The following is a 24,511-nucleotide window of genomic DNA, read 5'->3' as shown; positions in this document are numbered from 1 at the left end:
GGATGGGTCTATCGGATGGGTGGGGGCACCACGAACCATCCGGCGCCAAGGTGCTGTTCCAGCGCCAGTGCCACCGGCCCATCCGGGTTGCGCAGATAATCGAACACTTCGTCAAAATCGGCCTTGCGGTCCCCCGCGATGGCCAGCACGCACCAGTCTTCTGCGGCACGGTTCAACACCTGCTGCTTGCGCGTTTCACGCGGGCGCAGCAGCAGGAATGGATCGATGCCCAAAGGATCAAGCCCGGTGGCCTGAAGCACGGTTGCCAGTTCCTTTGACCGGCTTTCAGGCAATGAGGCAATCCACACCACGGCCGTTCCGGTGCCGCGGATCGCACGCAGCCGTTCGGCCAGCCCCGGTGCGGGCGATGGCGGATCGTTCAGGTCAAACGGCTTGTCGCCCGGATCAAGATCGATCACCAGCGCGCCACGCTGATCGCCACAGGGCAACATGCGTGGCAGCGCGGTCAGGCTGCGCTGATCCAGCAGGGCTGAACGGCGAGCCTTGCCCGGCTTGCCCGTTTCGGCCTGGGCCAGCACAAAGTCCGCCATGGCGCCGTAACCGTCGAGAGGATCGGCTGAAAGCGCAGGCGTTTGTGCCACTGCTGCCACTGCTGCCACAGGTGCTTCTGCCTGTGGCGCCGGTTCAACAGGTGCCAATTCTGCAACAGGTTCAGCGGCAGATGCCGTCGCTGTCCCCACCACAACCACAGGCTTGACCATCCGCTCGGCCTTGTTGCCGTCCGCAGACTTTTTCATCACCGTTCCGCCTGCCGCCAGCGGCACAAGCGCCGCTGCTGCCACGCAGCCGCCAAGCTGCGGCGCAACCAGCGCCAGCACTGCCGCCAAAGGCAGCGCGCGCCGGTTCATGCAGCCGCCCGCTCGCGCACGGTGCGGAATTCGATCTTCTTGTTGTAAGGCGCGCCCACGATCATGCGCTGCACATAAACGCCGGGCAGGTGGATGCTGTCAGGATCGAGCGATCCGGCGGGCACCACTTCTTCCACTTCGACCACGCAGACCTTGCCGCAAGTGGCGGCGGGCACGTTGAAGTTGCGGGCGGTCTTGCGGAATACGACGTTGCCGGTTTCGTCGGCTTTCCACGCCTTGACCAGCGCCAGATCGGCGAACAGGCCCTGTTCCAGCACGTATTCTTCACCGTTGAAGACCTTGGTTTCCTTGCCTTCGGCAACCAGCGTTCCCACGCCGGTCTTGGTGTAGAAGCCGGGAATGCCCGCACCGCCTGCGCGCATGCGTTCGGCCAGCGTGCCTTGCGGGGAAAATTCCACTTCCAGTTCGCCCGAAAGATACTGGCGTTCGAATTCCTTGTTCTCGCCGACATAGGACGAGATCATCTTCTTCACCTGCCGTGTGCGCAGCAGTTTGCCGATGCCTTCGTTATCGATCCCGGCATTGTTCGATGCAAAGGTCAGATCTTTTACCCCGCTGTCGCGCACCGCGTCCAGCAGGCGTTCGGGGATACCGCACAGGCCAAAACCGCCGCAGGCAATCAACAGGCCATCGCGCAGCAGGCCGTCAAGCGCGGCAGCCGCATCGGGGTAAAGCTTCTTGGACATCGTGGAATCTCTCCCTTTCGACAGGGCTGTTAGCACAAGAGACAAATTGAAAAGAGCGATTGTTTTTTATCACAATCGATAACACTCTGTGATCGAATGAAGCGCATAGCCATATACCATCTGGAAACGCTGCTGTGGATCGCGCGGCTGGGCACGTTTCGCGCGGCGGCAGAGCGGTTGAACACCACACAGCCCGCCATATCCGCCCGCGTGCGCGAAATCGAGGAGCAACTGGGCGTCGAAATCTTCCGCAGGGAAGGGCGCAACATGGTGCTGACTGCGCGCGGGCGCCGGTTGGTCAAGGAATGTGAACCGCTGTGGGCAGGATTTGAAAAAGCGCTGCTGACTGCATCGGGATTTGAAGGGGCAACAGGCGTTGTGCGCATCGGCAGTGGCGAGATTGCGGCTGCCAGTTGCTTGCCGGGTTTTGTCCATGCGGTAGAGCGCGATTTGCCCGGCGTGGCGCTCGAAGTGGAACTGGATCTGACGGCGCGCATGCTCCAGCAATTGCTGGGCGGCACCATCGACCTTGCCCTTCTGGCAGGCCCTGTTGCCAGCCCCGGCATGCGGACGGCGGCCATCGGTTCTGTCGGGCTGGTCTGGGCCGCCAGTCACGCCACGGCAGCGGCGGGCGGCTTTGCGCGGGCATTGCCGGTGTGGTCCATCCCCGGCCATTCCCCGCTGCATGGGGTGACCATGGAATCGCTGGCTGAAAACGGCGTAATTCCCCGCTCCATCGGCACATGCAACAACGTGCGCACCCTGATCGACATCATCTGCGGCGGCGGCGGTGCAGCGGTTCTGCCCGAACCCATGGCGCGTCCCCTGCTGGCAAGCGGCGTATTGGTGGAAGTGCTGCCCCGGCCCAAACGCACCATCCGCTTCGAAGCCGCCATCCGCAGCACCGAAAGCGATCCGGTGGTGCTGGAACTGTTCAGGCGGGCAGGCGAATTGCGGGTCGATTGCTAAAAGGTCAGGCCGAGCAAAGCGCCAAGATCGGCCAGCGTCTGTTCGCCACTGGTCACCTTTATCGCTTGCATCCCCAGCGCCGCCGCCGGTTTGCAGTTGATGCCAAGGTCATCCAGATAGATGCATTGTTCGGGCGAAAGGCCCAGCGCTTCACACATCATCAGGTAGATGCGTGGATCGGGTTTGCGCACACCTGCCTTGCTGCTTTCGATAACGTGTTCGAACCGCGCGAAAATCTGTTCCATTTCATCGCGGGTATCGCTGCTGCGGGCCATGCCTGCGCCGTGGCCCGCGGGCACGTTGTTGGTAATGCATCCCAAGCGGTATCCTTCGCCCTTCAACCTGTCCAGCGCGGCGACCATCGCGGGCCGCACTGCGCCTGCCAGCACGGCCAGCACCGATGCGCCGTCGAGATCATGCCCCAGCGCGCGGGCTTCAGCGGCAAACAGGGTGTCGAACTGTGCCGTGCCAATCTCGGCCCGTTCGAACAAGGCCCAGGCGTTGCTGTCAGGGTTGATCGTGTTGATCTGCCGGACCAGATCTTTGGGCAGGCCACGTTCTGCCTCAAGCCGATTGAACGCTTCGAACGGGGACGAGGTTATGACCCCGCCGAAATCGAAAATCACCGCTGCGTAGGCCATGCACCCTCCCCATTTTTCTGCGAAAAGCCTTAACCGCACAATGAATGCGGGCAAGCTGTGATTTTCCATATGATTTGACGCAGATCATGGCCGCGCGCATGATACGGGTGGAGAGTCGGGGGGCCTGAGAACGGCTTGAAAACACAGGAGATCCCCATGCGCTCCATCCTCTGCCCCATCGATATTTCGCAATCGCTTGATGATCGCATCGAAACCGCGCTGGCTTTGGCGCGGGCCTGCAATGGTCATGTGTCGTTCCAGATCGCCACGCCCTTTGCCCAGATGGCGATGTGGGAGCCGTTCGGCGGAGTTGCCGTGTCCGCCTATGCCTTGAAAGAAGCGCAGGAGGCGAACGACAAGCTGGCCAAGAGCCTTGATACGCGGTTCGCTTCGGAAGACGTGCCGTTTGATATCGAAGTGCTGGATCAGGAACGGATTACCGCAGCGGCGGCGGCGGCGCGCTTTGCCGATCTGGTGGTGGGCAGCCTGAACGACCCGACGATCGAGGAAATGGCATTCAGCTTGCGCTGCCCGGTGCTGGCGGTGCCACGCGGCAAACCCATGTTGGGGTTTGACAAGCCGGTGCTGGTAGCGTGGGACGGTGGGCACGAAGCCGCCAATGCCCTGCGTGCGGCACTGCCATTGCTGCAGATGGCGGGCAGCGTTCACTTGCTGACGGTGCGGGAAAAGGACGGCACGTTCCCTGCCGCCGACGCCGCGCGCTATCTTTCACGCCACGACATTCACGCCGAAACGCATGAAAAGGAACGCAGCGGTTCCATCGCCACCACGCTGGAGGCGTGTGCTGCTGAAGTGGGAGCGGGGCTGATCGTCATGGGTCTCTATGGCCACAGTCGCCTGCGCGAGCTTTTGCTGGGCGGTGTTTCGCGTGAAATGCTCGACCGGTCGCAGATTCCGCTGTTGCTGGCGCATTGATCTTGGCGAAAGGGGGAGGGCGGGGTGTGAGCTGGGCGCCATGAAAAGCCTGCACCCTGTTCTTGCGGCAGCCAGTCTCGTGCTCGCCGCCTGTTCGCCCCAACCCGAAGCAACGCCATCTGTCGCAGCCACACCCGAGGCGGAACCAGCGGCCAGCGCGTTGCCAACCGTATCGCCAACGGCATCTGTCACAATGGAACAGACACTGCCCATTCCCGCCAATCTGCGTGCGCTGGGTACGGAACCGTTCTGGTCGGCCAAAATCGCTAATAGCCGGATGATCTACAGCACGCCCGAAGCGCCCGATGGCGCGACATTTCCCGTCAGCCGCAAACCTGCAGGCGATGGCGTTGTGTTTACAGGCGTGATCGATGGCAAGCCGATCGAACTAGAGGTGAGCGCTGCGCGCTGTTCTGATGGTATGTCGGATACGATCTATCCTTTTGCGGTCGTTCGCCGAATCGGTCCCGATATTCAGCGGGGCTGCGCGCGCTGATTCGCTCCATTCTGGATATTTTGCAGCGCAGCATTCAGTTGGGACAGGTCGAACTGCAAACCATTGTGAATGGACCAAAGCCGTATCGTTTCGTATGCAACAACTGCAAAATTGCATAAAATCATCAACTTGTGGTATAAAATGCAAAAAATGCAACTTAAATTACATATTTCGCATTTGCACAAAATTTGTGCGTCCGACATACAGATCCTGCCTTTCAGGCATCCTCTCCCAAAACTTTCCGGCCTGGCTGGCAACAGCCGGGCCATTTTTTTGCCTGAAATCCGCAGGACTTCTCTGGCGCTTGCCGTGCGGTGCGCAACCAACCTTTCCTGCCCGCGTTTGAAATCCCGTTGCCCGGTTCCCACATCGGTCCCGTCGGCAGTTGAAAAGGGACGGAACGCTCATGGCAGATGCAGGCGCGGCAACCCAAGTGCGCAGTGATGATGGCACGGTTCGCCTTCAGGTGGCGGGCGCGCGGCAGGAAGAAAGCGGCCACGGCATTGCCCGTATCAGCCGCCATATCATGTCCCGCCTGGGTGTGACCGAAGGCGATGTTATCGAAATCGTCGGCAAGCGTTCAACCGCCGCGCGGGTGGTGTTACCCTATCCCGAAGACGAAGGGCTGGAACTGGTCCGGCTTGACGGGTTGCAGCGGGCCAATGCCGATGTCGGTTCAGGCGAACACGTTCAGGTGCGCCGCATCGAATCGCGTGCCGCCCAGCGCGTGGTGTTCGCACCCGCACAAAAGGATTTGCGTCTGCAAGGCCCCGCCGCAGCGCTGAAGCGCAACTTTGCGGGCCGCCCTCTGGTCACCGGTGATTTGGTGGCCACCGCAGGACAGCAGCAGGTCAACCGCACCGACATGCCGCCGCAATTGCGCCAGATGCTCAATGCGCCTGCCTTTGCGCTGACACAGATTCGTCTGACCGTGGTGTCCACCAGCCCCAAGGGCGTGGTCCATATCGATGAAAATACCGAGGTGGAACTGCGCGCGGAATATGAAGAACCGCGGTCGTCGCGCGCAGACGTCAATTACGATGACGTGGGCGGCATGGGCGATACCATCCGCCAGTTGCGCGAAATGGTCGAGCTGCCCCTGCGCTATCCTGAACTGTTCACGCGCCTTGGCGTCGACCCGCCCAAGGGTGTGCTGCTGCACGGCCCGCCGGGCACCGGCAAAACTCGCCTTGCCCGCGCCGTGGCGAACGAAAGCGATGCGTCGTTCTTCACCATCAATGGCCCCGAAATCATGGGGTCGGCCTATGGCGAAAGCGAAAAGCGCCTGCGCGAGGTGTTTGAAGAGGCCACCCGCAACGCGCCGTCCATCGTCTTCATAGACGAGATCGATTCGATCGCGCCCAAGCGCAGCGAAGTGCATGGTGAGGCGGAAAAACGCCTTGTGGCGCAGCTTCTCACCCTGATGGACGGGTTGCAGGCGCGTTCAAACCTTGTCGTTATCGCGGCCACCAACCGGCCCGATGCGATTGATGAAGCGCTGCGCCGTCCCGGCCGGTTTGACCGCGAGATCATCGTCGGTGTGCCCGATGAATCGGGCCGCCGCGAAATCCTTGGCATCCATACTCGTGGTATGCCTCTGGCTGAAGACGTGGACCTTCAGGAACTGGCGCGCACCACCCACGGCTTTGTTGGGGCCGATCTTGCCGCCCTCACGCGCGAAGCGGCCATCGAAGCGGTGCGCCGGATCATGCCGCGCCTCGATTTCGAACAGCAGACCATCCCGCAGGATGTGCTGGACTCGCTGCGGGTGGAACGCGATGATTTTGTTGCGGCGCTCAAGCGCGTGCAGCCATCGGCCATGCGCGAAGTCATGGTGCAGGCTCCGACCATCGGTTGGGCCGACATCGGTGGGCTGGACGATGCGCAGGAGAAACTGCGCGAAGGCGTGGAATTGCCGCTGAAGAATCCCGATGCCTTCCACCGTCTGGGCATTCGCCCGGCCAAGGGCTTCCTGCTCTATGGTCCGCCCGGCACCGGCAAGACCCTGCTGGCCAAGGCTGTTGCCAAGGAAGCGGAGGCGAACTTCATCGCGATCAAGTCGTCAGACCTGCTTTCGAAATGGTATGGCGAAAGCGAACAGCAGATTGCCAAGCTGTTTGCCCGCGCGCGTCAGGTGGCACCTTGCGTCGTGTTCATTGACGAGATCGACAGTCTGGTTCCTGCGCGCGGCAGCGGGCAGGGCGAACCCGGCGTCACCGCCCGCGTGGTCAATACCATTCTGGCGGAGATGGACGGGCTGGAAGAACTCCAGTCGGTCATTCTTATCGGCGCCACCAACCGGCCCAATCTGGTCGATCCGGCGCTGTTGCGCCCCGGCAGGTTCGATGAACTGGTCTATGTCGGCACGCCCAGCATCGCCGGGCGCGAACACATTTTGCGCATCCATACCAAGGCAATGCCGTTGGCCAGCGATGTGGACCTTGGGCGGATAGCAGCTGCAACGGACCGCTTTACCGGTGCCGATCTGGAAGACGTCGTGCGCCGTGCCGGCCTGAACGCCATTCGCCGTGCGGGCGGTAATGTGGATCAGGTCAATGGGGCAGACTTCGCCGATGCGCTTGAAGATTCACGCGCCACGGTGACCGAGCAGATGGAGGACGAATACGGCCGGATGAAGGGCGAGCTGAAGAAGCGCGCGATGAATCCCGGTCCGCTGGGCTTCATCACGCCGGGCATGGTGCAGCCCCGGCGCGAATCGAAGCACTGATACAGTGGTGAGCGGCGGCAGGGCAGAAGCCCTGCTGCCGCTTATTCCGCGCCGTCCAGCGCGAATTCCATTTCCACCACAATACCGCGTTCGGCAAAGCGCCGGGTAATCGTGCCGCCGATCTGGCGTTCCGAACTGCGGATCAGCGCCGAACCAAAGCCTTCCCGGCCGCTGTGTTCGGCAGGCACGGTGCCATCTGCGCCGATTTCTTCCCACATTACGCTGGCCCGCCCGCCCTCGCGCGCCCAACGCACCCGCAGCAGTCCGCCCGGCGATGACCACGCGCCATACTTCACTGCGTTGGTCACCAGTTCGTGCAGCACCAGGCCCAGCGGTACGGCATGCTTGCCCGGCAATACCAGTTCGCCGCCGTCCAGTTCGCACCGCTCGCTGCTGGACTTGTAAGGCGCGATAGCCTTGCCGATCAGATCTGCGAAATCGACGGTCTGGTCCTTGCCCGCCCCTTGCGTCACTTCATGCGCAGTCACCAGCGCGTGAATGCGCTTGGCAATGCGGTCCACCGCCGGGGCGGCAGCGGCATCGCCGCGCGCGCTCATCTTCACGATGGCCAGAATCACCGCGAACAGGTTCTTCACCCGGTGGTTCAGTTCCTTGGCCAGCAGGTCGGCCCGGTCGCGCGCCTCGGCAATGGCGGCAGCACCTTCGGCCAGCGCCTCGGCCTCAGCCGTGCGAATCGCCTGCCACAGCCCCAGCGCTAGCGCGCAGACGATCACCACGAACAGCGCCGCCAATGATGGCAACATGCGCCCTTCGGCCACTGCCGCGCGCTGGGCGGCCTGCTCCAGCCTTACCCGCTCGATATCTTCCAGCCGCGCTACCGAACGGCGCAGGCCCTGCATCGCCAGCTGTCCTTCATCGGACAGTAACCGGGCGTGCGCATCGGGAATGCGGCGCTGTTCCACCAGCATGACCACGCCCGCCATTTCGGCCCATTTGGCATCGCCCAGCCGTGCGATTTCGCCCAGAATCTGCCCCTGCTCCACCGGCAGGTCATCACCCATCCGTTGGCGCAGTTGCGTCATTTCGGCCAGATAACGGTCACGCCCTTCGCGATAAGGGGCAAGGTAGCGGGTGTCGCTGGTGATGAAGTAGCCACGCTGCCCGGTTTCGCCGCTCATCGTTGCGCGCACGATTTCGTCCAGCGAATCCAGAATATCGCTGGTGCGCGCTGCCTGTTCTCGCTGGGTGCGCTCAGCCTCGACCGTGGCCAGAATCAGCGCGAAAGTGCCGAGCAATGCCGCTGCCACCACTGCAAACAGCGCGAGCGTGGGAATGCGCGGGGCGCGTTGCCACCAGCGCCTGGCACGGTGCGCGGGTAAGGATTCGCTTTCCTTTTCCATGGCGCGGTGCCTATCCTTTCCCGCAGGCTGCCGCAACGTATTGAAGTAGCTTGTCCTTATTGCGCAGGGTTGACGCATCGCAGGGCTTCGCCTATCGGCCACCCCCTGATTCCGGCTCGTCGCATGCGGCGCCGGTTATGCATTCAATGATTCTTGGAAGAAGAGAAAAGCGATGAAGCGCACTTTCCAGCCCAGCCGTCTCGTGCGTGCCCGCCGTCACGGCTTCCGCGCCCGCACCGCCACCGTTGGCGGTCGCAAGGTGCTTGCCGCTCGCCGTGCGCGTGGCCGCAAGAAGCTGTCGGCCTGAGCCTTCCGGCTCAAAAGCCTGACAGTATAGTTCCGAATTGCGTGGCTGCGGGCATGCCCCGAATCGCCACCATTCGGAAAAGGGCGGACTTCGTGGCCGCCAATCGCGGAATCCGGGTCGCAAGGCCCGGATTCGTGCTGTTGGTGAACCTTGAAGTGGTACCTGCGACGGAAGCGGACCTGCGCTTTGGGGTTACCGTCACCAAGAAGATCGGCAACGCTGTCGTCCGCAACCGGATGAAGCGCCGCTTTCGCGCGCTCCTGCGCGAAGCGCTTCCCACAGACGGCATTCCCGGCGCTGACCATGTGCTGATCGGCCGCGAAGGCGGGGTGGAGCGTGATTTCGCCCTGCTGCGCGATGAGCTGGCGGTTGCCTTGTCCCGCGCAGCTGCGGGCAAGGGCGATCCGCCGCGCAAACGCCATGGTGACAGGAAGCCGCGCAAATGAAGCGTGTGATGATTCTGGTCGCCCGCGCATGGCAACTTGGCCCGTCGCGCGTGCTGCCGCCAACCTGCCGTTACAGCCCGTCATGTTCGCAATATGCGATTGAAGCGCTGGAAAAGCATGGCGCGATTAAGGGTGGCTGGCTGGCGGCGAAGCGGCTATTGCGCTGCCACCCGTGGGGCGGGTGCGGCTACGATCCCGTTCCCTAAAACCAATTTTACGAAGACCGCCTGCGCGCGGCATTTGACTGACAGGACGCGAACACGGTGCAGAATCAGCGCAACGTCATCTGGGCTGTGGTCCTTACCGGCCTGCTCCTTCTGGGGTGGGAAGTTGCCATGCGCTGGTTCTATCCCGAACCTGCGCAAAAGCCGCAAGCCGCCGCCAGCGCGCCTGCCGTGCCCGGTGGAACGGCCAAGCCGACCCGCGAAGGCGGCCTTCAGAGTGCGGCCGATGTCGCGCTGGAAAAGAAGGATCTGGCAGCCGAGCTTGCTGCAGGGCACCGTGTCGCCATCGATGCGCCGGGTCTCAAAGGCTCGATCAACCTCAAGGGTGGGCTGGTCGATGACGTGACGCTGGCCCGCCACCGTGAAGCGGTCGAAAAGAACAGCGCCCCGGTGAGGCTGTTTTCGCCCGCAGGCACACCTGCGCAGCATTACGCTCAGATCGGCTGGGTAGGTGAAGGCGTGGCCACGCCCGATACCAACACCATGTGGACTGCCGACGGCGCAAAGCTGACGCCGCAGACCCCGGTGACTCTGCGCTGGAGCAACGCGACCGGCCAGACTTATTCCATCCGCTATGCCATTGACGCGGATTACATGATTACCGCGACGCAGACTGTCGCCAACACAGGCGCTGCGCCGGTGGTGGTCAAGCCGTTCGCGCTGGTCAACCGCACGGACAAGACGGCCAGCCTCGATTCCTGGCAGCTTCATTCCGGTCCGATTGGCGCGTTCGATGGTTCGGTGAACTTCGACAACAACTATTCTACTGTGGCCGAAGCGCCCGGCGGGGTTGTGCCGTTCAAGGGCACCGCCAACTGGGTCGGCTTTACCGACATCTACTGGCTGTCAGCGCTTATCCCCGATGCGGGGACCAAGGCCGAAGCCAGCTTCCGTTCGATGGGGCAGGGCCTTTTCCGTGCAGACCTGATCTATCCCGCCATGTCGATTGCCACAGGCAAGCAGCAGACACAGACGCTGCGACTGTTTGTGGGCGGCAAGGAGAACGCCGTTCTTGAAAAGTACGAAGCGGCCGGCGTACCCAACTTCACCCTGTCGATCGACTGGGGCTGGTTCCGCTGGTTCGAAAAGCCGATTTTCTGGCTGCTCGATTCGCTATTCACGAAGATCGGCAACTTCGGCGTCGCCATTATCCTGCTGACGCTGATCGTGCGGGGCGTGATGTTCCCCATCGCCCAGCGCCAGTTCGCGTCGATGGCGGCCATGCGCGCGCTTCAGCCCAAGATGAAGGCGATTCAGGAGCGCTATAAGGACGACAAGCAGAAGCAGCAGCAGGAAATCATGGACCTGTACAAGCGCGAGAAGGTCAATCCTCTCGCCGGTTGTCTGCCCATCTTCCTGCAAATTCCGGTGTTCTTCGCGCTGTATAAAGTGCTGACGCTGACCATCGAAATGCGCCATCAGCCCTTCGCGCTGTGGATCAAGGACTTGTCCGCGCCCGATCCGCTGCATGTGCTCAACCTGTTTGGCCTGCTGCCGTTCGATCCGCCCAGCTTCCTTGCCATCGGCGTGCTGGCCATCCTGCTGGGCATCACCATGTTCCTGCAGTTCAAGCTTCAGCCCGCGGCCATGGACCCGGCGCAGCAGCAGATCTTCTCGATCATGCCGTGGATCATGATGTTCGTCATGGCACCGTTTGCCGCTGGCCTGCTGATCTACTGGATCACGTCGAATATCCTCACCATCGCGCAGCAGAAGTATCTTTACAGCAAGCACCCCCAGTTGAAGGCGCAGGCTGACAAGGACCAGATCGACGTGGATCGCGTCGAGGCGCGCGAACAGAAGGGCAATCCGCCCCGGAAGCCGAAAACGCGATGACTCCCGAAGAACAGGCCGCTCAGGCTGAAATGATCGAACGCGCGCGCCTGTTGTTTGCAGGCCGCGTGGAGTTCATCAAATCGGCTCCGGCGCTAAAATTCCTGCCCGATCCCGATGTGCCCGAAATCGCCTTTGCGGGCCGCTCCAACGTCGGCAAATCGTCGCTGCTCAATGCACTGACCGGGCGCAAGTCCATTGCGCGCACATCGGTTACGCCGGGCCGCACGCAGGAACTGAACTACTTCGAAGTGGGTGAACCCACCCGCTTGCGTCTGGTTGATATGCCCGGCTACGGCTTTGCCAAGGCCCCGCCCAAAGTGGTGGAAACATGGCGTCGTCTGGTGCGCGATTATCTGCGCGGGCGCGTGGTGTTGAAGCGCACCCTGCTGCTGATCGACAGTCGCCATGGCGTAAAGCCTGTCGATTCCGACATGATGCAGATGCTGGATGAAGCAGGCGTCGGCTATCGCGTGGTGCTGACCAAGGCGGACAAGATCAAGGCCAGCGAACTGGAACGCGTGACCGAAGAAACCATCGCTGCTGCGCGCAAACGGACGGCTGCCTATCCCGACATCATCGTCACCTCGTCGGAAGTGAAGATGGGCATTGCCGAATTGCGCGCTGCCGTCCTGCAAGACAGTGAAGGCTGATCGTTCAGCCTCGACAGCCTGTTCCTGAACGGCTACGCGCCCACCAGAACGCAGCAGGGCAGGCGGCATGAAGCTGATTATCGGCAACAAGAACTATTCAAGCTGGTCGCTGCGGGGCTGGCTGGCCGCCAAACAGTCCGGCCTTGCGTTCGAGGAAATCACCGTTCCGCTTTACGGCGATGAATGGGATCACTTGCGCCGGGGCGATGATCTGGCCCCGTCATCGGGCAAAGTGCCGATCCTGTGGGATGGCGAAGCGGTGGTGTGGGACAGCCTTGCCATCATCGATTACCTTGCCGACAAGGTAGGCCGTGACCGGTTCTGGCCCAAGGACGATGTGGCCCGTGCCATGGCCCGGTCGATGGTCGCAGAAATGCACTCCGGCTATCTGCCGCTGCGCCGCAGCCTGCCGATGAACATCCGCAAGCGGGCAGAAGGCGTGGAAATCACCGCCGAAGTTCGCGCCGATATTGTCCGCATCCTGACGCTGTGGGCCGAAGCGCGCGCCCGCTTTGGCAAAGGAGGCCCCTTCCTGTTCGGCACGTTCTGCGCTGCAGACATCATCTATGCGCCGGTCGTGTCGCGCTTCATGACTTATGGCGTGCCCGTGCCCGGTTTTGCCATGGCCTATATGGAATCGATGTGGACACATGACTGGATGCAGGCCTGGATCGACGCTGCTGAAAGCGAAGACTGGGTGATCGAACAGTTCGAGGAGCCCGCCCGATGACCGTACCTGATCCTGTCGTTCTGGCCGAGCGCCTGATCGATTGCCCCAGCATCACGCCCGCCACCGGCGCAGTGTTCGATTGCCTTGCCACCATGCTCGAACCCATGGGTTTTACCATCCACCGCTTCATTGCCGGTGAAGCGCCCGATGGCCCGGTCGAGAACCTGTTCGCCATTCGCAAGGGGCCAGAAGGTTGCCGTCATTTCGCCTTCGCCGGGCACCTGGATGTCGTGCCGCCGGGCGAGGGCTGGACCTCTGGCCCGTTCCAGGCCGAACGGCGCGGTGAACTGCTTTACGGGCGCGGCGCGGTCGACATGAAAGGCTCCATCGCCTCGATGGTGGCCGCTGTGGCTGATATTCCGGCGGAGGCAGGCACGATCAGCTTCATCATCACCGGTGATGAAGAAGGCCCTGCGCGCTATGGGACCATTCCGTTGATCGACCTGATCCGCGAACTCGGCGTTGCACCCGACCTGTGCCTTGTGGGCGAACCCACGTCGGTCCACCGCCTCGGCGACATGGTGAAGATCGGACGGCGCGGTTCGGTCAACATGTGGATCAGTTGCAAGGGCGCGCAGGGCCATGTCGCCTATCCGCACCTTGCCGACAACCCGATCCCCCGCCTGATCGCCTTGCTGGCCGAACTTGACGCTGTGGTGCTGGACGGCGGAACCGACTGGTTCCAGCCGTCGAACCTTGAAGTGACCGATCTGGAAGTGGGCAACCCCGCCACCAATGTCATTCCGGCAGAGGCAAAGGCCCGCATCTCCATCCGTTTCAACGACCGGCACACCGGCGCGGAACTGGTGGCCATGGTGGAAGAGGTCGCCCGCCGCCACAAGGGTGAAGTCCGCGCGGTGATTTCGGGCGAAAGTTTCATCACGCTGCCCGGCACCTATTCCACGATGATCGCCGATGCGGTGAAGGCCGAAACCGGCCTTGATCCCGAACTGTCGACCAGCGGCGGCACGTCCGATGCCCGCTTCCTGCGCGCGGTGTGTCCGGTGGTGGAATTTGGCCTGTGCAACGCCACGATGCACAAGAAGGACGAAGCGGTCGCTATGGAAGACCTGCGCGTGCTGCAGCGGATTTACCGTCGCATAACCCTCAGCGCGCTTTCCTGAGCACGATGTAAACCGCCCCGGCCCCGCCATGCCGCTGTTGGGCGGGGCGCACGGCGGCAATGTTGCTGGCGTGGGAGCTGTGCGCCAGCCAGTCCAGCAACTTGGCGCGAATTGCCCCGCGCTTTGATCCGCGCAGGTCGTGTTCATCATGCGGGCGGTGCTTGCCCGCAATCAGCAGGATCACCCGCGCGCCCATGGCCAGCGCCTGCGCGATCCCGCCGGTCAGCCGCGCGTGGGCCGCATCCAGCCCCAGTCCATGCAGATCGATGGTTACATCAGGCGCAATCGCCCCGCGCGCCAGCTTACGGTCCCAGCTTGAATCCAGCCCGTCCCGCTCCAGCGGGCGCTTGATCGGTGTGGGCGAAGGGGCGGGCGTAGGCGGTGGCGGCACGCGGCCTTTCACCCGTTTGGGCGCAGGGGCTGGCGCAGAATGGTCCATCGCCACTACAATCGGCACCGGTTTGCGCACCACTGGATGAAGCGGAACGATCGTCGCCGCCACCTTGTTCCACAGCTCCGCCTCTTCAGCGGAAAGACCCCGTGGCGCGCGCATCAGCGCGCTCCCAACCGCGCCAGCGTTCCCTTGGGCAATAGAATCAGCGCCTGTCCGCGCGCGGTCATACCACCGGCAATGCGCCGGGCCTCGCTGCCCGCGCCCCAGAACGTGTCAAACCGGTTCGCGCCCTGAATGGCCCCACCGGTATCCTGCGCCACCCACAGACCACTGGCATCCTTGTGGTCAAGCTGCAGCCACACCGGCGCGCCCAGCGGCACAAAGGCGGGGTCCACCGCCACCGTCGTCCGCGCGGCGACAGGCACGTTCAGCGCGCCCACAGGCCCTGCCCCGGTCAGTTCGCGGAAGAACACATAGCTGCGGTTCTGCTGCATCAACGCGCGGCCTGCTTGCGGATAATCGCGCAAGTATTGCTGGATGCCCTGCATCGAGCCGGAATACTGCCCCGGCCCGCTGCCGATCAGTCCGCGTTCGCGCATCAGCGATCCGATTCCGGCATAGGCATGGCCGTTCTGCCCGGCAAAGCCGATACGGATCACGCTGCCGTCGGGCGCACGCAACCGACCAGACCCCTGAATTTGCAGGAAAAAAACCTCAACCGGATCGGCCGCCCAGCCAATCTCAAGCCCTTTGCCCGACAGCACGCCCGCATCAATCTGCGCCCGGTCGTAATAGGCTGTGAACACGCCGGCATCGTCATACCGACCCAGTGGCATCCGCCCATCAGGCAGGGGCGGCGCATCACCGGGCCTGGCGCGTACCAGATCGGATGGCTGGGCATAGATCGGCACGTCATATCCCGCCTGACGGGTGCGGACGCCTGCAATTTCCGGCTCGAAATATCCGGTGACAAAGGCATTGCCGCCCGCCACTTCGGCAGTTTCGAAATGGGTGGCAAAGAACTGTGCGGCCTGTGCATCGGGCCAGCCTTTGGCGGCGGTGCAGGCAGATGCCCAGTCTTCTGGCCGGGTAAGGCCCGAATTGTCCGCCCGCTTGGTCAACCGGGGGCAGGACGTGATGAACGAACGCAGCGCTGCCACCGCATTGTCGCGGCCAAAGCCCAGTCCCGCTGCCATCGGCCCGCGCGACAGCCCCGCCAGCGCCGCTGTGGGCGACTTTACTGCTGGAGTTGTGGGCGCAGGAGAAACCGGACGGGTGGGAACAGGCAGCACCGTTGCCGGTCCCGCAACATCCGGTACCAGCCGTACGCAACCGCCCAGCAGGGCCAGCGCGACCATTGGCGCGCTGGCAAACCGCCTTATTCCTGCAACCGCCACAACGACAGCCTCAGGCTTCGTCAGTTTCGTCCAAAAGCCAGTCGGGGTCTTGCGAGTTGAGATCGCGGCGGAACGTCCACAGATCGCGTGCTTCGATGGCATCGTCCAGCGATCCGGCGATCACCTGTCCTTCGGCATCGCGGGTGACGGACGAGACATCGGCCAGAAAACGCACCACGATGCGCGCCGTGCTGCCTTCGATCGAAGCCCCCACGATGCGCGTTTCATCAATGCGGATCAGGCGCGCGTCGATGGTTTCCCCCGCGCTAACGCGGGCATCGATGGCGGTGGCAAAGCCTTCGTAAACGTCGGCATCGCACAATTGCGCCAGTTCGTCCTTGTCGCCGCGCCAGAACGCTTCAAGGATCATGGCATAGGCGCCCTTGGCTCCGGCCAGAAACAGGGCCACGTCGAAGCGGCGGTCGGCAGCGATGATCGCGCGGACACCGGCTTCGGCGCTGTTGTCGAACGTGTTCGGTTCAGGCGCGGCAAGTTCGCGCGCGCGGTGGGCAACATTGCCGGCATCGACTGCGCGCGGAGCAATGGGTTGCTGCGCGCCCGAACCGTTCTGGCCCCGGTTTTGTGCCGAAGGATCAGGCTGTTCGATCCGGCGGCGCATTGGCTCTTCATCGCGTTCGGGGCGGCGGCCCAGAACCGAATAAAGGCGAAGGCCAAGGAAGGCAGCGATCATCGCCAGGATCACAATTTGAATAATCACGCGCAAGGTTCCCGAAACAGGCCGTGAGTCACAAACGGCACACACGGCGTCATTCCAACGTGCCTCAAATAAGTACGAATTACAAATGAACAACAGGTGCATGGCCCTTTGGGCGGATCACTTGCGCCCCGTTTCGGGCGAAATGTGACGGCGGCGGTCACCGTGGCACACACAAACAACGCGCATTGCCGCGCGAAAGCCATGGTGCTAGGCGCGCGGCAAAGTATTTACACAACATCGAAAGCAGCCCGCATCATGGCCGAAGAAGGCAACATCATCTCGAACCTCAATCTCGATGGCCCTGCCGCAAACGGCGCTGACACCAGCCCCGCCATCGGCCTGATCTCGCAGTACGTGAAGGATCTCTCGGTCGAGAATCCGAACGCACCTGAAAGCTATCAGTGGACTGAAGCGCCCGATATTGCTGTTGATTTCAACATCTCGGCCCGCGTGATCCAGCCCGAAATCCACGAGATCGAGCTGAAGATCAACGTCACCTCGAAGGGTGCTCAAGGCACTGCCTTCATCGTCGAACTGGTCTATTGCGGCCTTATCGGCATGCGCAATGTGCCCGACGATCAGGCGCATCCGTTCCTGTTTGCCGAAGGCCCGCGCATCCTGTTCCCGTTCGCGCGTCGCATCGTTTCGGATGCCGTGCGCGATGCCGGTTACCCGCCGCTGATGCTCGAACCCATCGATTTCAACGGCCTGTATATGCAGCAGCTTGCCCAGGCACAGGCCACCGCCGAAGCCACCCCGGCAGGCGAAGCTTGATCTGAATACCTGATCCCGGTGGCCGAAAGGATGCGGCAATGAACCTCCTTAAGGCCACCGGTTCCATCGGCGGACTGACCTTGCTCAGCCGCATTCTGGGCCTTGTCCGCGACAGTCTGTTTGCCCGCTTCGTCGGGGCCAGCTTCGCCTCGGACGCCTTTCTGGTGGCGTTCCGCCTGCCCAACATGTTCCGCGCCCTGTTTGCCGAAGGTGCCTTCGCGGCAGCCTTCATCCCCATGTTTAACAAGAAGGTGGCCGATCCTGAAGGCAACGGCCTGAAGGACGGGCTGGCCTTTGCCGAAGCCGCGCTGGCCATGTTGCTGCCGGTCCTTCTGGTGATGACCGTCCTGCTCGAAGTCTTCGCTTGGCCGGTCACGTTCGTCCTGTCAGGCCGGTTCAACGGGGCCAGTGCCACGCAGTTTGCCTATGCGGTGGAACTGTCGCGCTGGACCATACCCTACCTGATGCTCATCAGCATTGTTTCGCTGCTGGGCGGCATCCTCAATTCGCTGCACAAATTTTGGGTCAATGCCGCTGCGCCGATCCTGCTCAACGTCACCTTGATCGTGGCTCTGCTGGGGTTCCATTCGGACGATCCGCTTGTCACCGCGCGCAATCAGGCGATTGCCGTTTCGGTGTCTGGCGCGCTGCAACTGGCGTGGCTGGCATGGGCCTGTCGCCGCAACGGAGTCAGCCTGAAACTGCGCCGCCCGCGCCTGTCGCCAGAGGTGAAGCAGCTCCTGAAATTGATCTGGCCCGCTGCCGCAGGCGCTGGCGCAGTGCAGATCAACCTGGTCATTTCCACTGCGCTAGCCGCCTCGCTGCTCGACCATGGCAGCGTGACCTATATCTACATGGCTGACAGGTTGAACCAGTTGCCGCTGGGGTTGATCGGCATCGGCCTTGGCACCGTGCTGTTGCCGACCATCTCGCGCCAGTTGGGCGGTGGTGACGATACGGGGGCGATGGAAACGCAGAACCGGGGCATGGAACTGGCGCTGCTGTTGACGCTGCCTGCCACGGTTGCACTGGTGTTGTGCGGTGAACCGATCACCGCCGCCCTGTTCGGCTATGGCAAGTTCGATGCCATGGACACGCACTTCACCGCGCAGGCGCTGGCCGCGTTTTCCATCGGCCTGCCCAGCTACATTCTGGTCAAAGTGCTGACGCCCGGCTTCTATGCCCGGCAGGACACCAAAACACCGGTGCGTTATGCCACGATTTCGATGGTGGTGAACCTTGTCGGCAATCTTGCGCTGATCGTTCCGTTGAAACACATGGGGCCGCCGCTGGCCACCGCCATCGCTTCCAGCATCAACGTCTGGATGCTTTATCGCACGCTGGCAAAGCGCGGCCATTTCGTGGCCGATGCACGGCTGAAGCGGCGGGTGTGGCGTCTGGCGCTGGCGGCGCTGGCTATGGGCGGCGTGTTGTGGGCGGGGCAGGGGCTGGTGATGCCTTATGTCCACGGCACATGGACCCTGCGCATCGCGGCCATGGCCGGGCTGGTCACGTCCGGGGTGGTGGTCTATGGGCTGGCCGCCGTCCTGACCGGGGCTTTCCGGGTGGACGATTTGAAGCTTCTCCTGCGGCGTCGCCGCACCAACTGAAGGCACGGTAAATGCGTATCGTTTCCGGTATCCAGCCCACGGGCAATCTCCACCTCGGCAATTACCTGGGTGCGATCAGGAACTGGGTGCGGATGCAGGATGAATGGTCGGCCAAGGGGGGCGAATGCCTGTATTTTCTGGCCGATCTTCACGCCATTTCCATGCCGCACACGCCCGCAGACCTTGGTGCCAACACTCGCGAAATGGTGGCCGCGCTGGTTTCGTGCGGGATTGATCCCGACAAGTCGATCCTGTTCAATCAGGCACAGGTGCCCGCCCATGCCGAAATGCAATGGCTGCTGAACGGCACCGCGCGCATGGGCTGGTTGAACCGCATGACGCAGTGGAAGGACAAGGCGGGCAAGAACCGCGAAGGCGCCAGCGTCGCCCTGTTCACTTATCCGGTGCTGCAGGCCGCCGACGTGCTGCTTTATCAGGCAACCCACGTTCCGGTGGGTGAAGATCAGAAGCAGCATCTGGAGCTGGCGCGCGACATCGCCCAGAAATTCAACAACGATTTCTGTGCGGAAGATGCGCCGCTGTTCACCCTGCCCGATCCGATCATCCCGCCCGAAGCCGCGCGCATCATGAGCTTGCGCGACGGATCGGCCAAGATGAGCAAGTCCGACCCTTCGGACATGAGCCGCATCAACCTGACCGACGATGCCGACGCCATCATGCAGAAGGTGAAGAAGGCCAAGACCGATCCCGAACCGCTGCCCGGCACGGTTGAGGGGCTGGCGGGCCGTCCCGAAGCCAGTAACCTTGTCGGCATTTATGCTGCGATGGCAGGTATTTCGGCGGCACAGGTGCTGGCGCAGTTTGAAGGTCAGGGCTTTGGCCAATTCAAGCCCGCGTTGGGTGAAGTGCTGGTGGAAAGCCTTGCTCCCATGGCCGCGCGCTATCGCGAACTGCGTGAAGACCGGGCGGCGCTGGATGCCATCCTTGCCAAGGGTGCGGAAAAGGCGCGGGCGCTGGCCGCGCCGACGCTGAACCGCACCTATGACGCGCTGGGTCTGGTAAGGGGCTGATCCTCAAAGGGAACATTGCCGGGTGATGGCGCGTTTGCAACTTATGTTGCAGGCGCCATTCAACGTGCATTCAGCACCTCCCGTCCAAAAGAACGGCATGCTAAGCAACCACTGTGTCCGGTAAACAGGGGCGGCGGACCGCACGCAAGGAGTCGCAACAATGAAGAACTTTCTGCAGAACAAGCGCCGCCGGATTGTCGGCATGGCTGCTGTTCCGCTCCTGCTGGTCGCGTTGAGCGGCTGTGCCTCGTCGTTCAACGCCAACGTCAAACGCTTCCAGAGCCAGTTGCCTGCGCCGCAGGGGCAGACGTTCGCGGTTGTCGCCGAAGACCCCAAGGATGCCGGTGGCCTCGAATTTTCCCAGTATTCCTCGCTGGTTGCAGGCCAGATGCAGAAACTGGGCTATACCCCTGCCAGCCCCGAAGCCGCCGACATGATCGTGCGCTTTGACTATGGCGTGGATCAGGGGCGCGACCGCATTCGCCAGACCGGGTTCAACGATCCGTTCTGGGGACCATGGGGTGGTGCGGGTTTCTATGGCGCATGGGGCCGTCCCGCCTATTGGGGCCGTCGTGGCTGGGGTTACGGGTGGTATGACCCGTTCTTCTTTGGCGGCGGCGCAGGCTTCAACAACGGGGTTGATGTGGTGACGGTGTTCACCAGCGGAATCGAACTGAAGATCGATCGCCGCGCCGATGGCCAGCGCCTGTTCGAAGGGAAGGCCGAGGCCGCTTCGCAGTCGAACCGGCTGTCTTATCTCGTGCCCAATCTGGTGGAGGCGATGTTCACCGATTTTCCTGGAAACAGCGGAGAAACCGTAAGGATTTCAATCGCTCCTGAGAAAAAGACGGTCAAAAAGGTTAAGTGACCTTAACGGCACCTAAAAGCACCTAAGCAGACAGAAAGGGGCCTTGCAGCGATGCGAGGCCCCTTTTTCTTACCCCTGAAGGGCCGCAAGCCCACCGGTTGATCCGAACCCGCCTTCACCGCGCGCGGTGGCGTCCAGTTCATCAACTTCCAGCCATGATCCGCGCGTGACCGGTGCCAGCACCAGTTGCGCCACACGGTCCCCCCGGCGGATCGAAAACACATCCGCCCCCAGATTTATCATGATGACTTTCAGTTCACCGCGATAATCGCTGTCGATGGTGCCCGGCGTGTTGGGGACGGTGACTCCATGCTTGAGCGCAAGGCCAGAGCGGGGGCGCACCTGAATTTCGTAACCCGCTGGAATCGCGATGGAAAGACCCGTGGCAACCGCGTGACGCGCGCCGGGAGCGAGGTCCACATCTTCTGCCGCCACAACGTCCATCCCGGCGGCACCGTCGGTGGCATAGGCGGGCAAGGGCAGCCCTTCACCATGGGGCAGGCGCTTTACGAGAACGGGGACTTCAGGAGAGGACATCGGCAATCTTTCTGACAAGCGCGGCAGCCGCCGCGTCCTTTGGCATTTCGGGCAGGCTGTCGACGCCAGCGGCGCTGACGATGTGCAAGGCGTTGATTTCCCCGCCCATTACGTGGGTGGCGACATCGTTGGCGACAATCCAGTCCGCCCCTTTGCGCGCCAGCTTGGCCTTGGCATGGGCCAGCACGTCGTTGGTTTCCGCCGCAAAGCCCACAACCAGCGCAGGGCGGCGGTCTGATTTGCAAAGCGTGGCCAGAATGTCCGGGTTTTCCACCAGATGCAGCGGCGGCACCTGCCCCGATCCATCCTTCTTGATCTTCTGCCCCGCCGTATCGGCACTGCGCCAGTCGGCTACGGCGGCGACCATGATGGCGACATCTGCGGGCAGCGCGGCGTCCACCGCCGCTGCCATCTGGCGCGCGGTTTCCACATCGATGCGGGCGACGCCGGGCGGTGTGGGCAGGTTGACCGGGCCTGCGATGAGCGTGACCTGCGCGCCTGCCTGTGCGGCGGCGGCAGCGATGGCGAAACCCTGCTTTCCGCTGGAGCGGTTGGCGATATAGCGCACCGGATCAATCGGTTCATGGGTGGGACCGGCGGTGATGAGGACGTGTTTGCCGGTAAGCGGGCCGGGGCTGGCTGGTGCCAGCAGGCGGGCGATTTCAGCGCAAATTTCAGGCGGTTCTGGCAGGCGACCGGGGCCATATTCGCCGCAGGCCATTGCGCCTTCGTCGGGTTCCAGCACGGTTATGCCATCGCCGCGCAGGGTGGCGACGTTTCGGACCGTGGCAGGGTGCTGCCACATGCGCACGTTCATGGCGGGGACGGCCAGCACCGGCTTGTCGGTGGCAAGCAGCAGTGTGGTGGCCAGATCATCGGCAATGCCCGCCGCCATACGCGCCATCAGATCAGCCGTGGCGGGGCAGACGACAACCAGATCGGCGGCGCGCGATAGCTGGATATGGCCCATCTCGACCTCGTTCTTGAGATCCCACAGCGTTGTATGGACAGGATTTTCGCTGAGCGCCGCCAGTGTCATGGCGGTGACGAAGTGCGATCCGCCTTCGGTCAGGACGCAGGTGACTTCGGCCCCGTTTTTGCGGATCAGCCGCACGAGTTCGCAGGCCTTGTAGGCCGCGATGCCGCCGCCGATGATGAGCAGGATGCGCTTGCCGTTCATGGCCGCGCTTGTGCAATGGCTGGGGGGCTGGCGCAATCCTTTTGCGCGGGGGGCAAGGATGATGCAGTCTGCGCGCAGACCATAACAGGGATGCTTCATATGCGACTGATCCTGACCGCGCTGGTGTTTCTTGCGGGCCTTTTCGACCTGTTCCTTGCCATCGGCTTCCTGACCGGGCCGGAACAGGCGGCCACCGGGTTCGGCATTGTCGCAACCGGGATTGGCGGCATTTCCACCATCCGCGCGGACTTTACTTCGTTCTTCGGCGTGGCGGCGTTCTGCATGATGTGGGGCGCGTGGCGGCGCAATGCCGACCTGATGCTGGTGCCCGCGTTGTTGTTCGGCACATCCTTCGTGGGCCGCGCGATCAATCTGGCGGTGTCCGGCACCTATCCGGGCTGGCCGATGCCGATGCTGGTTGAGGCAGGGCATGTGGCGCTGATGCTGGCGGCGTGGCGGATGTTGCCGCACCACAAGCTGGGCGAGATTGCAGGATGATGACCAAAGCCTATCCTCTGGGACCCTGGTTCGCGCATTTGGCCGGGCCTGAGCGGTGCTTGGCTGTGGAGGTGGACGCGGCATTCTGGGAAAGCGGTGTGCAGGCCCTGCCCCCGGGCCGGCTTGTCAGCATGTTCGAAAGCGCTGCGGACTGGCAGGTGTGGGAGTGTCATCCCGAAGGCGAGGAACTGATCATCCAGATCGAGGGCGAACTCGTGTTGGTGCTCGACCGCGATGGTGCCGAGGAGCGCGTGAGGCTGAAAGCCGGGGAGTTCGCCATCGTGCCGAAGGGTGTCTGGCATACCGCCGATGTGCCGGTGGCCGGGCGCGCGATCTACATCACACCCGGTGAGGGCACGCAAAGCCGCGAGCGTTAGGCCCGCGCCTTCCACCGTCCCCATAGCGCGAACACTGCGCGCTGGGCGGGGCGTTCGAACTTTGCGTGGCTGATGAAGCCTGCTGTGATAGCGAGAGTGAAGTAGAACAGCAGGAACCATGGCTGGCGGGCGATGTCGCGGCTTTGGCCGGTGCTGTCGATCAGCAGGACAAGCGCGAGCTGGATGGGGATGTGCCACAGGTAGATGCCATAGGAGGCATCGCCCAGCTTCTGGCCAAATTTGAGGCGGCCCTTGGCATCCGACAGGTCTATGGCCAGCGTCAGGAACAGGGCGGCGAACGTGCCCGCCACGGTGGCGGCGTCTCCGGCGCGGTATTGCGCTTTCAGGGCAAAGGCGATGGCGACGAGCGCCATGCCCAGCGGCAGGAGGCTGGCGGGGCGGAGCCAGCCTTTCAGCGTGGCGGCATAGGCCGCGCTGCCGAGGAAGAAATAGCCGACGCAGGACAGCACATCCTTGTTGGGACCGCCTGCCAGCATGATCCATAGCAACCCGGTGCCGAGGACGAAGGCGACGGCCAGCGGGGCGCGGCGCAGCGCGGGCAGGGCCATCCAGAACACCAGATAGGCAAGGATTTCGGTCGAGAGCGACCATGATGGGCCGTTGAACGACTGGTTTTCCTGCCAGCCCCAGTATTGCATCAAGGGGATGGACAGGAGGAAGTGCTTCAAGTCGTTGGTGTGATAGATGAATTCGGTGCCAGATCGGGCGAAATACAGCCCTTGCAGCAGCGCCATGATGGCCAGTGTCAGCAGGTGCAACGGCCACAGTCGGGCCACGCGGGCGGGCCAGAAGCGGGCATGGGCGCTGCGGTCTGCCAGATAGACGTGGGCAAAGACGAAACCGGATACCGCCCAGAAATACTGCACGGCGACATGGCCGTGATTGTAGAACCAGCCGAGCGTCTCATACCATGGCTGGATCGCCCGGTCGACGTTGACGTGATAGGGTACAGGCGGCACGAAGATGTGCTGATAGTGCCAGAACAGCACCATGATGGCCGCCAGCAGGCGCGACAGGTCGAGCGCGTGGAAATGGCGCTGCGGCAGGCGCAGGTGCGAGAAGTCTGGCGCGGTGGTCAAGGT

Annotated in this window: 27 protein-coding genes; 17 read left to right on the top strand and 10 right to left on the bottom strand. The window is 62.7% G+C overall.

What is annotated here, in order from left to right; genetic code table 11:
- Positions 1-8: 8 nt before the first annotated feature.
- Both OVA07_RS03680 and OVA07_RS03675 read right to left on the bottom strand, forming a co-directional pair.
- Positions 9-869, bottom strand: coding sequence for a hypothetical protein (locus OVA07_RS03680; RefSeq protein WP_268170116.1), 861 nt, complete (start codon positions 867-869; stop codon positions 9-11).
- Entirely contained in the window at positions 866-1,576 is a 711-nt protein-coding gene (locus tag OVA07_RS03675) for a CoA transferase subunit A (RefSeq protein ID WP_268170115.1), read from the bottom strand. The genes OVA07_RS03680 and OVA07_RS03675 overlap by 4 nt, the downstream gene beginning before the upstream one ends.
- A 96-nt stretch (positions 1,577-1,672) precedes the next feature.
- On the opposite strand from OVA07_RS03675, the gene OVA07_RS03670 reads away from it, so the two are divergent.
- Positions 1,673-2,545: a LysR family transcriptional regulator gene (locus OVA07_RS03670; protein ID WP_268170114.1), complete on the top strand. Its 873-nt coding sequence runs from the start codon at positions 1,673-1,675 to the stop codon at positions 2,543-2,545.
- Here the strand turns inward: OVA07_RS03670 and OVA07_RS03665 are convergent.
- Positions 2,542-3,186, bottom strand: a complete 645-nt coding sequence (locus tag OVA07_RS03665; protein WP_268170113.1) for an HAD-IA family hydrolase — start codon at positions 3,184-3,186, stop codon at positions 2,542-2,544. The genes OVA07_RS03670 and OVA07_RS03665 overlap by 4 nt on opposite strands.
- Positions 3,187-3,342: 156 nt before the next feature.
- Here OVA07_RS03665 and OVA07_RS03660 point away from each other — a divergent pair, with 156 nt between their 5' ends.
- From OVA07_RS03660 to OVA07_RS03650, 3 genes are all read left to right on the top strand, one after another.
- Positions 3,343-4,122, top strand: coding sequence for a universal stress protein (locus tag OVA07_RS03660; protein WP_268170112.1), 780 nt, complete (start codon positions 3,343-3,345; stop codon positions 4,120-4,122).
- A 40-nt stretch (positions 4,123-4,162) separates the two neighbouring features.
- Entirely contained in the window at positions 4,163-4,618 is a 456-nt protein-coding gene (locus OVA07_RS03655) for a COG3650 family protein (RefSeq protein ID WP_268170111.1), read from the top strand.
- A 406-nt stretch (positions 4,619-5,024) separates the two neighbouring features.
- Positions 5,025-7,346, top strand: a complete 2,322-nt coding sequence (locus tag OVA07_RS03650) for a CDC48 family AAA ATPase (RefSeq protein ID WP_268170110.1) — start codon at positions 5,025-5,027, stop codon at positions 7,344-7,346.
- 41 nt (positions 7,347-7,387) lie between these two features.
- On the opposite strand, the gene OVA07_RS03645 is transcribed toward OVA07_RS03650, so the two are convergent.
- The gene (locus tag OVA07_RS03645) at positions 7,388-8,707 is read right to left on the bottom strand and encodes a sensor histidine kinase (protein WP_268170109.1); all 1,320 of its coding nucleotides are present in this window, start codon (positions 8,705-8,707) and stop codon (positions 7,388-7,390) included.
- 172 nt (positions 8,708-8,879) lie between these two features.
- Between OVA07_RS03645 and rpmH the strand changes: the two genes are divergently transcribed.
- From rpmH to dapE, 7 genes are all read left to right on the top strand, one after another.
- Positions 8,880-9,014: a 50S ribosomal protein L34 gene (rpmH, locus tag OVA07_RS03640; protein WP_011444236.1), complete on the top strand. Its 135-nt coding sequence runs from the start codon at positions 8,880-8,882 to the stop codon at positions 9,012-9,014.
- Between the two features lie 53 nt (positions 9,015-9,067).
- Positions 9,068-9,460, top strand: coding sequence for a ribonuclease P protein component (gene rnpA / locus OVA07_RS03635; RefSeq protein ID WP_268170108.1), 393 nt, complete (start codon positions 9,068-9,070; stop codon positions 9,458-9,460).
- The gene (gene yidD / locus OVA07_RS03630; protein WP_268170107.1) at positions 9,457-9,666 is read left to right on the top strand and encodes a membrane protein insertion efficiency factor YidD; all 210 of its coding nucleotides are present in this window, start codon (positions 9,457-9,459) and stop codon (positions 9,664-9,666) included. The genes rnpA and yidD overlap by 4 nt, the downstream gene beginning before the upstream one ends.
- Positions 9,667-9,723: 57 nt before the next feature.
- On the top strand, positions 9,724-11,520 hold the full coding sequence (gene yidC, locus OVA07_RS03625; protein WP_268170106.1) for a membrane protein insertase YidC: 1,797 nt from the start codon (positions 9,724-9,726) through the stop codon (positions 11,518-11,520).
- The gene (gene yihA / locus OVA07_RS03620) at positions 11,517-12,170 is read left to right on the top strand and encodes a ribosome biogenesis GTP-binding protein YihA/YsxC (RefSeq protein ID WP_268170105.1); all 654 of its coding nucleotides are present in this window, start codon (positions 11,517-11,519) and stop codon (positions 12,168-12,170) included. Before yidC ends, yihA begins: the two co-directional genes overlap by 4 nt.
- 67 nt (positions 12,171-12,237) lie before the next feature.
- Complete coding sequence (locus OVA07_RS03615) at positions 12,238-12,900, top strand: glutathione S-transferase family protein (protein ID WP_268170104.1); 663 nt, start codon at positions 12,238-12,240, stop codon at positions 12,898-12,900.
- Positions 12,897-14,024 (top strand): succinyl-diaminopimelate desuccinylase, encoded by a 1,128-nt coding sequence (gene dapE, locus OVA07_RS03610; protein ID WP_268170103.1) that lies wholly within the window; start codon positions 12,897-12,899, stop codon positions 14,022-14,024. Before OVA07_RS03615 ends, dapE begins: the two co-directional genes overlap by 4 nt.
- Here the strand turns inward: dapE and OVA07_RS03605 are convergent.
- The 3 genes from OVA07_RS03605 to OVA07_RS03595 are packed head-to-tail and all read right to left on the bottom strand — an operon-like array spanning position 14,008 to position 16,533.
- Positions 14,008-14,577, bottom strand: coding sequence for a Smr/MutS family protein (locus OVA07_RS03605; RefSeq protein WP_268170102.1), 570 nt, complete (start codon positions 14,575-14,577; stop codon positions 14,008-14,010). The genes dapE and OVA07_RS03605 overlap by 17 nt on opposite strands.
- The gene (mltA, locus tag OVA07_RS03600; RefSeq protein ID WP_268172597.1) at positions 14,577-15,776 is read right to left on the bottom strand and encodes a murein transglycosylase A; all 1,200 of its coding nucleotides are present in this window, start codon (positions 15,774-15,776) and stop codon (positions 14,577-14,579) included. Before mltA ends, OVA07_RS03605 begins: the two co-directional genes overlap by 1 nt.
- A gap of 49 nt (positions 15,777-15,825) precedes the next feature.
- Positions 15,826-16,533, bottom strand: a complete 708-nt coding sequence (locus OVA07_RS03595; RefSeq protein WP_268170101.1) for a Tim44/TimA family putative adaptor protein — start codon at positions 16,531-16,533, stop codon at positions 15,826-15,828.
- A gap of 255 nt (positions 16,534-16,788) precedes the next feature.
- Here OVA07_RS03595 and secB point away from each other — a divergent pair, with 255 nt between their 5' ends.
- From secB to OVA07_RS03575, 4 genes are all read left to right on the top strand, one after another.
- Positions 16,789-17,307 (top strand): protein-export chaperone SecB, encoded by a 519-nt coding sequence (gene secB, locus OVA07_RS03590; RefSeq protein WP_268170100.1) that lies wholly within the window; start codon positions 16,789-16,791, stop codon positions 17,305-17,307.
- Between the two features lie 38 nt (positions 17,308-17,345).
- Positions 17,346-18,917 (top strand): murein biosynthesis integral membrane protein MurJ, encoded by a 1,572-nt coding sequence (murJ, locus tag OVA07_RS03585; RefSeq protein WP_268170099.1) that lies wholly within the window; start codon positions 17,346-17,348, stop codon positions 18,915-18,917.
- Between the two features lie 11 nt (positions 18,918-18,928).
- On the top strand, positions 18,929-19,948 hold the full coding sequence (trpS, locus tag OVA07_RS03580) for a tryptophan--tRNA ligase (RefSeq protein WP_268170098.1): 1,020 nt from the start codon (positions 18,929-18,931) through the stop codon (positions 19,946-19,948).
- A gap of 160 nt (positions 19,949-20,108) precedes the next feature.
- Positions 20,109-20,816, top strand: a complete 708-nt coding sequence (locus OVA07_RS03575; protein ID WP_268170097.1) for a DUF4136 domain-containing protein — start codon at positions 20,109-20,111, stop codon at positions 20,814-20,816.
- A gap of 69 nt (positions 20,817-20,885) precedes the next feature.
- Here OVA07_RS03575 and dut read toward each other — a convergent pair whose 3' ends face one another.
- The gene (gene dut, locus OVA07_RS03570) at positions 20,886-21,353 is read right to left on the bottom strand and encodes a dUTP diphosphatase (RefSeq protein ID WP_268170096.1); all 468 of its coding nucleotides are present in this window, start codon (positions 21,351-21,353) and stop codon (positions 20,886-20,888) included.
- A complete protein-coding gene (gene coaBC / locus OVA07_RS03565; protein WP_268172596.1) occupies positions 21,340-22,533 on the bottom strand; it encodes a bifunctional phosphopantothenoylcysteine decarboxylase/phosphopantothenate--cysteine ligase CoaBC in 1,194 nt (397 codons plus the stop codon). Before coaBC ends, dut begins: the two co-directional genes overlap by 14 nt.
- A 99-nt stretch (positions 22,534-22,632) precedes the next feature.
- On the opposite strand from coaBC, the gene OVA07_RS03560 reads away from it, so the two are divergent.
- Positions 22,633-23,031: a hypothetical protein gene (locus tag OVA07_RS03560; RefSeq protein WP_268170095.1), complete on the top strand. Its 399-nt coding sequence runs from the start codon at positions 22,633-22,635 to the stop codon at positions 23,029-23,031.
- Entirely contained in the window at positions 23,028-23,408 is a 381-nt protein-coding gene (locus OVA07_RS03555) for a cupin domain-containing protein (protein WP_268170094.1), read from the top strand. Before OVA07_RS03560 ends, OVA07_RS03555 begins: the two co-directional genes overlap by 4 nt.
- On the opposite strand, the gene OVA07_RS03550 is transcribed toward OVA07_RS03555, so the two are convergent.
- On the bottom strand, positions 23,405-24,508 hold the full coding sequence (locus OVA07_RS03550; protein WP_268170093.1) for an acyltransferase family protein: 1,104 nt from the start codon (positions 24,506-24,508) through the stop codon (positions 23,405-23,407). The two genes, OVA07_RS03555 and OVA07_RS03550, sit on opposite strands and share 4 nt — an antisense overlap.
- Between the last annotated feature and the right edge of the window lie 3 nt (positions 24,509-24,511).

The sequence above is a fragment of the Novosphingobium sp. SL115 genome (genome assembly GCF_026672515.1).
Classification (GTDB): domain Bacteria; phylum Pseudomonadota; class Alphaproteobacteria; order Sphingomonadales; family Sphingomonadaceae; genus Novosphingobium.
This window is presented reverse-complemented; position numbering and strand designations above follow the sequence as displayed.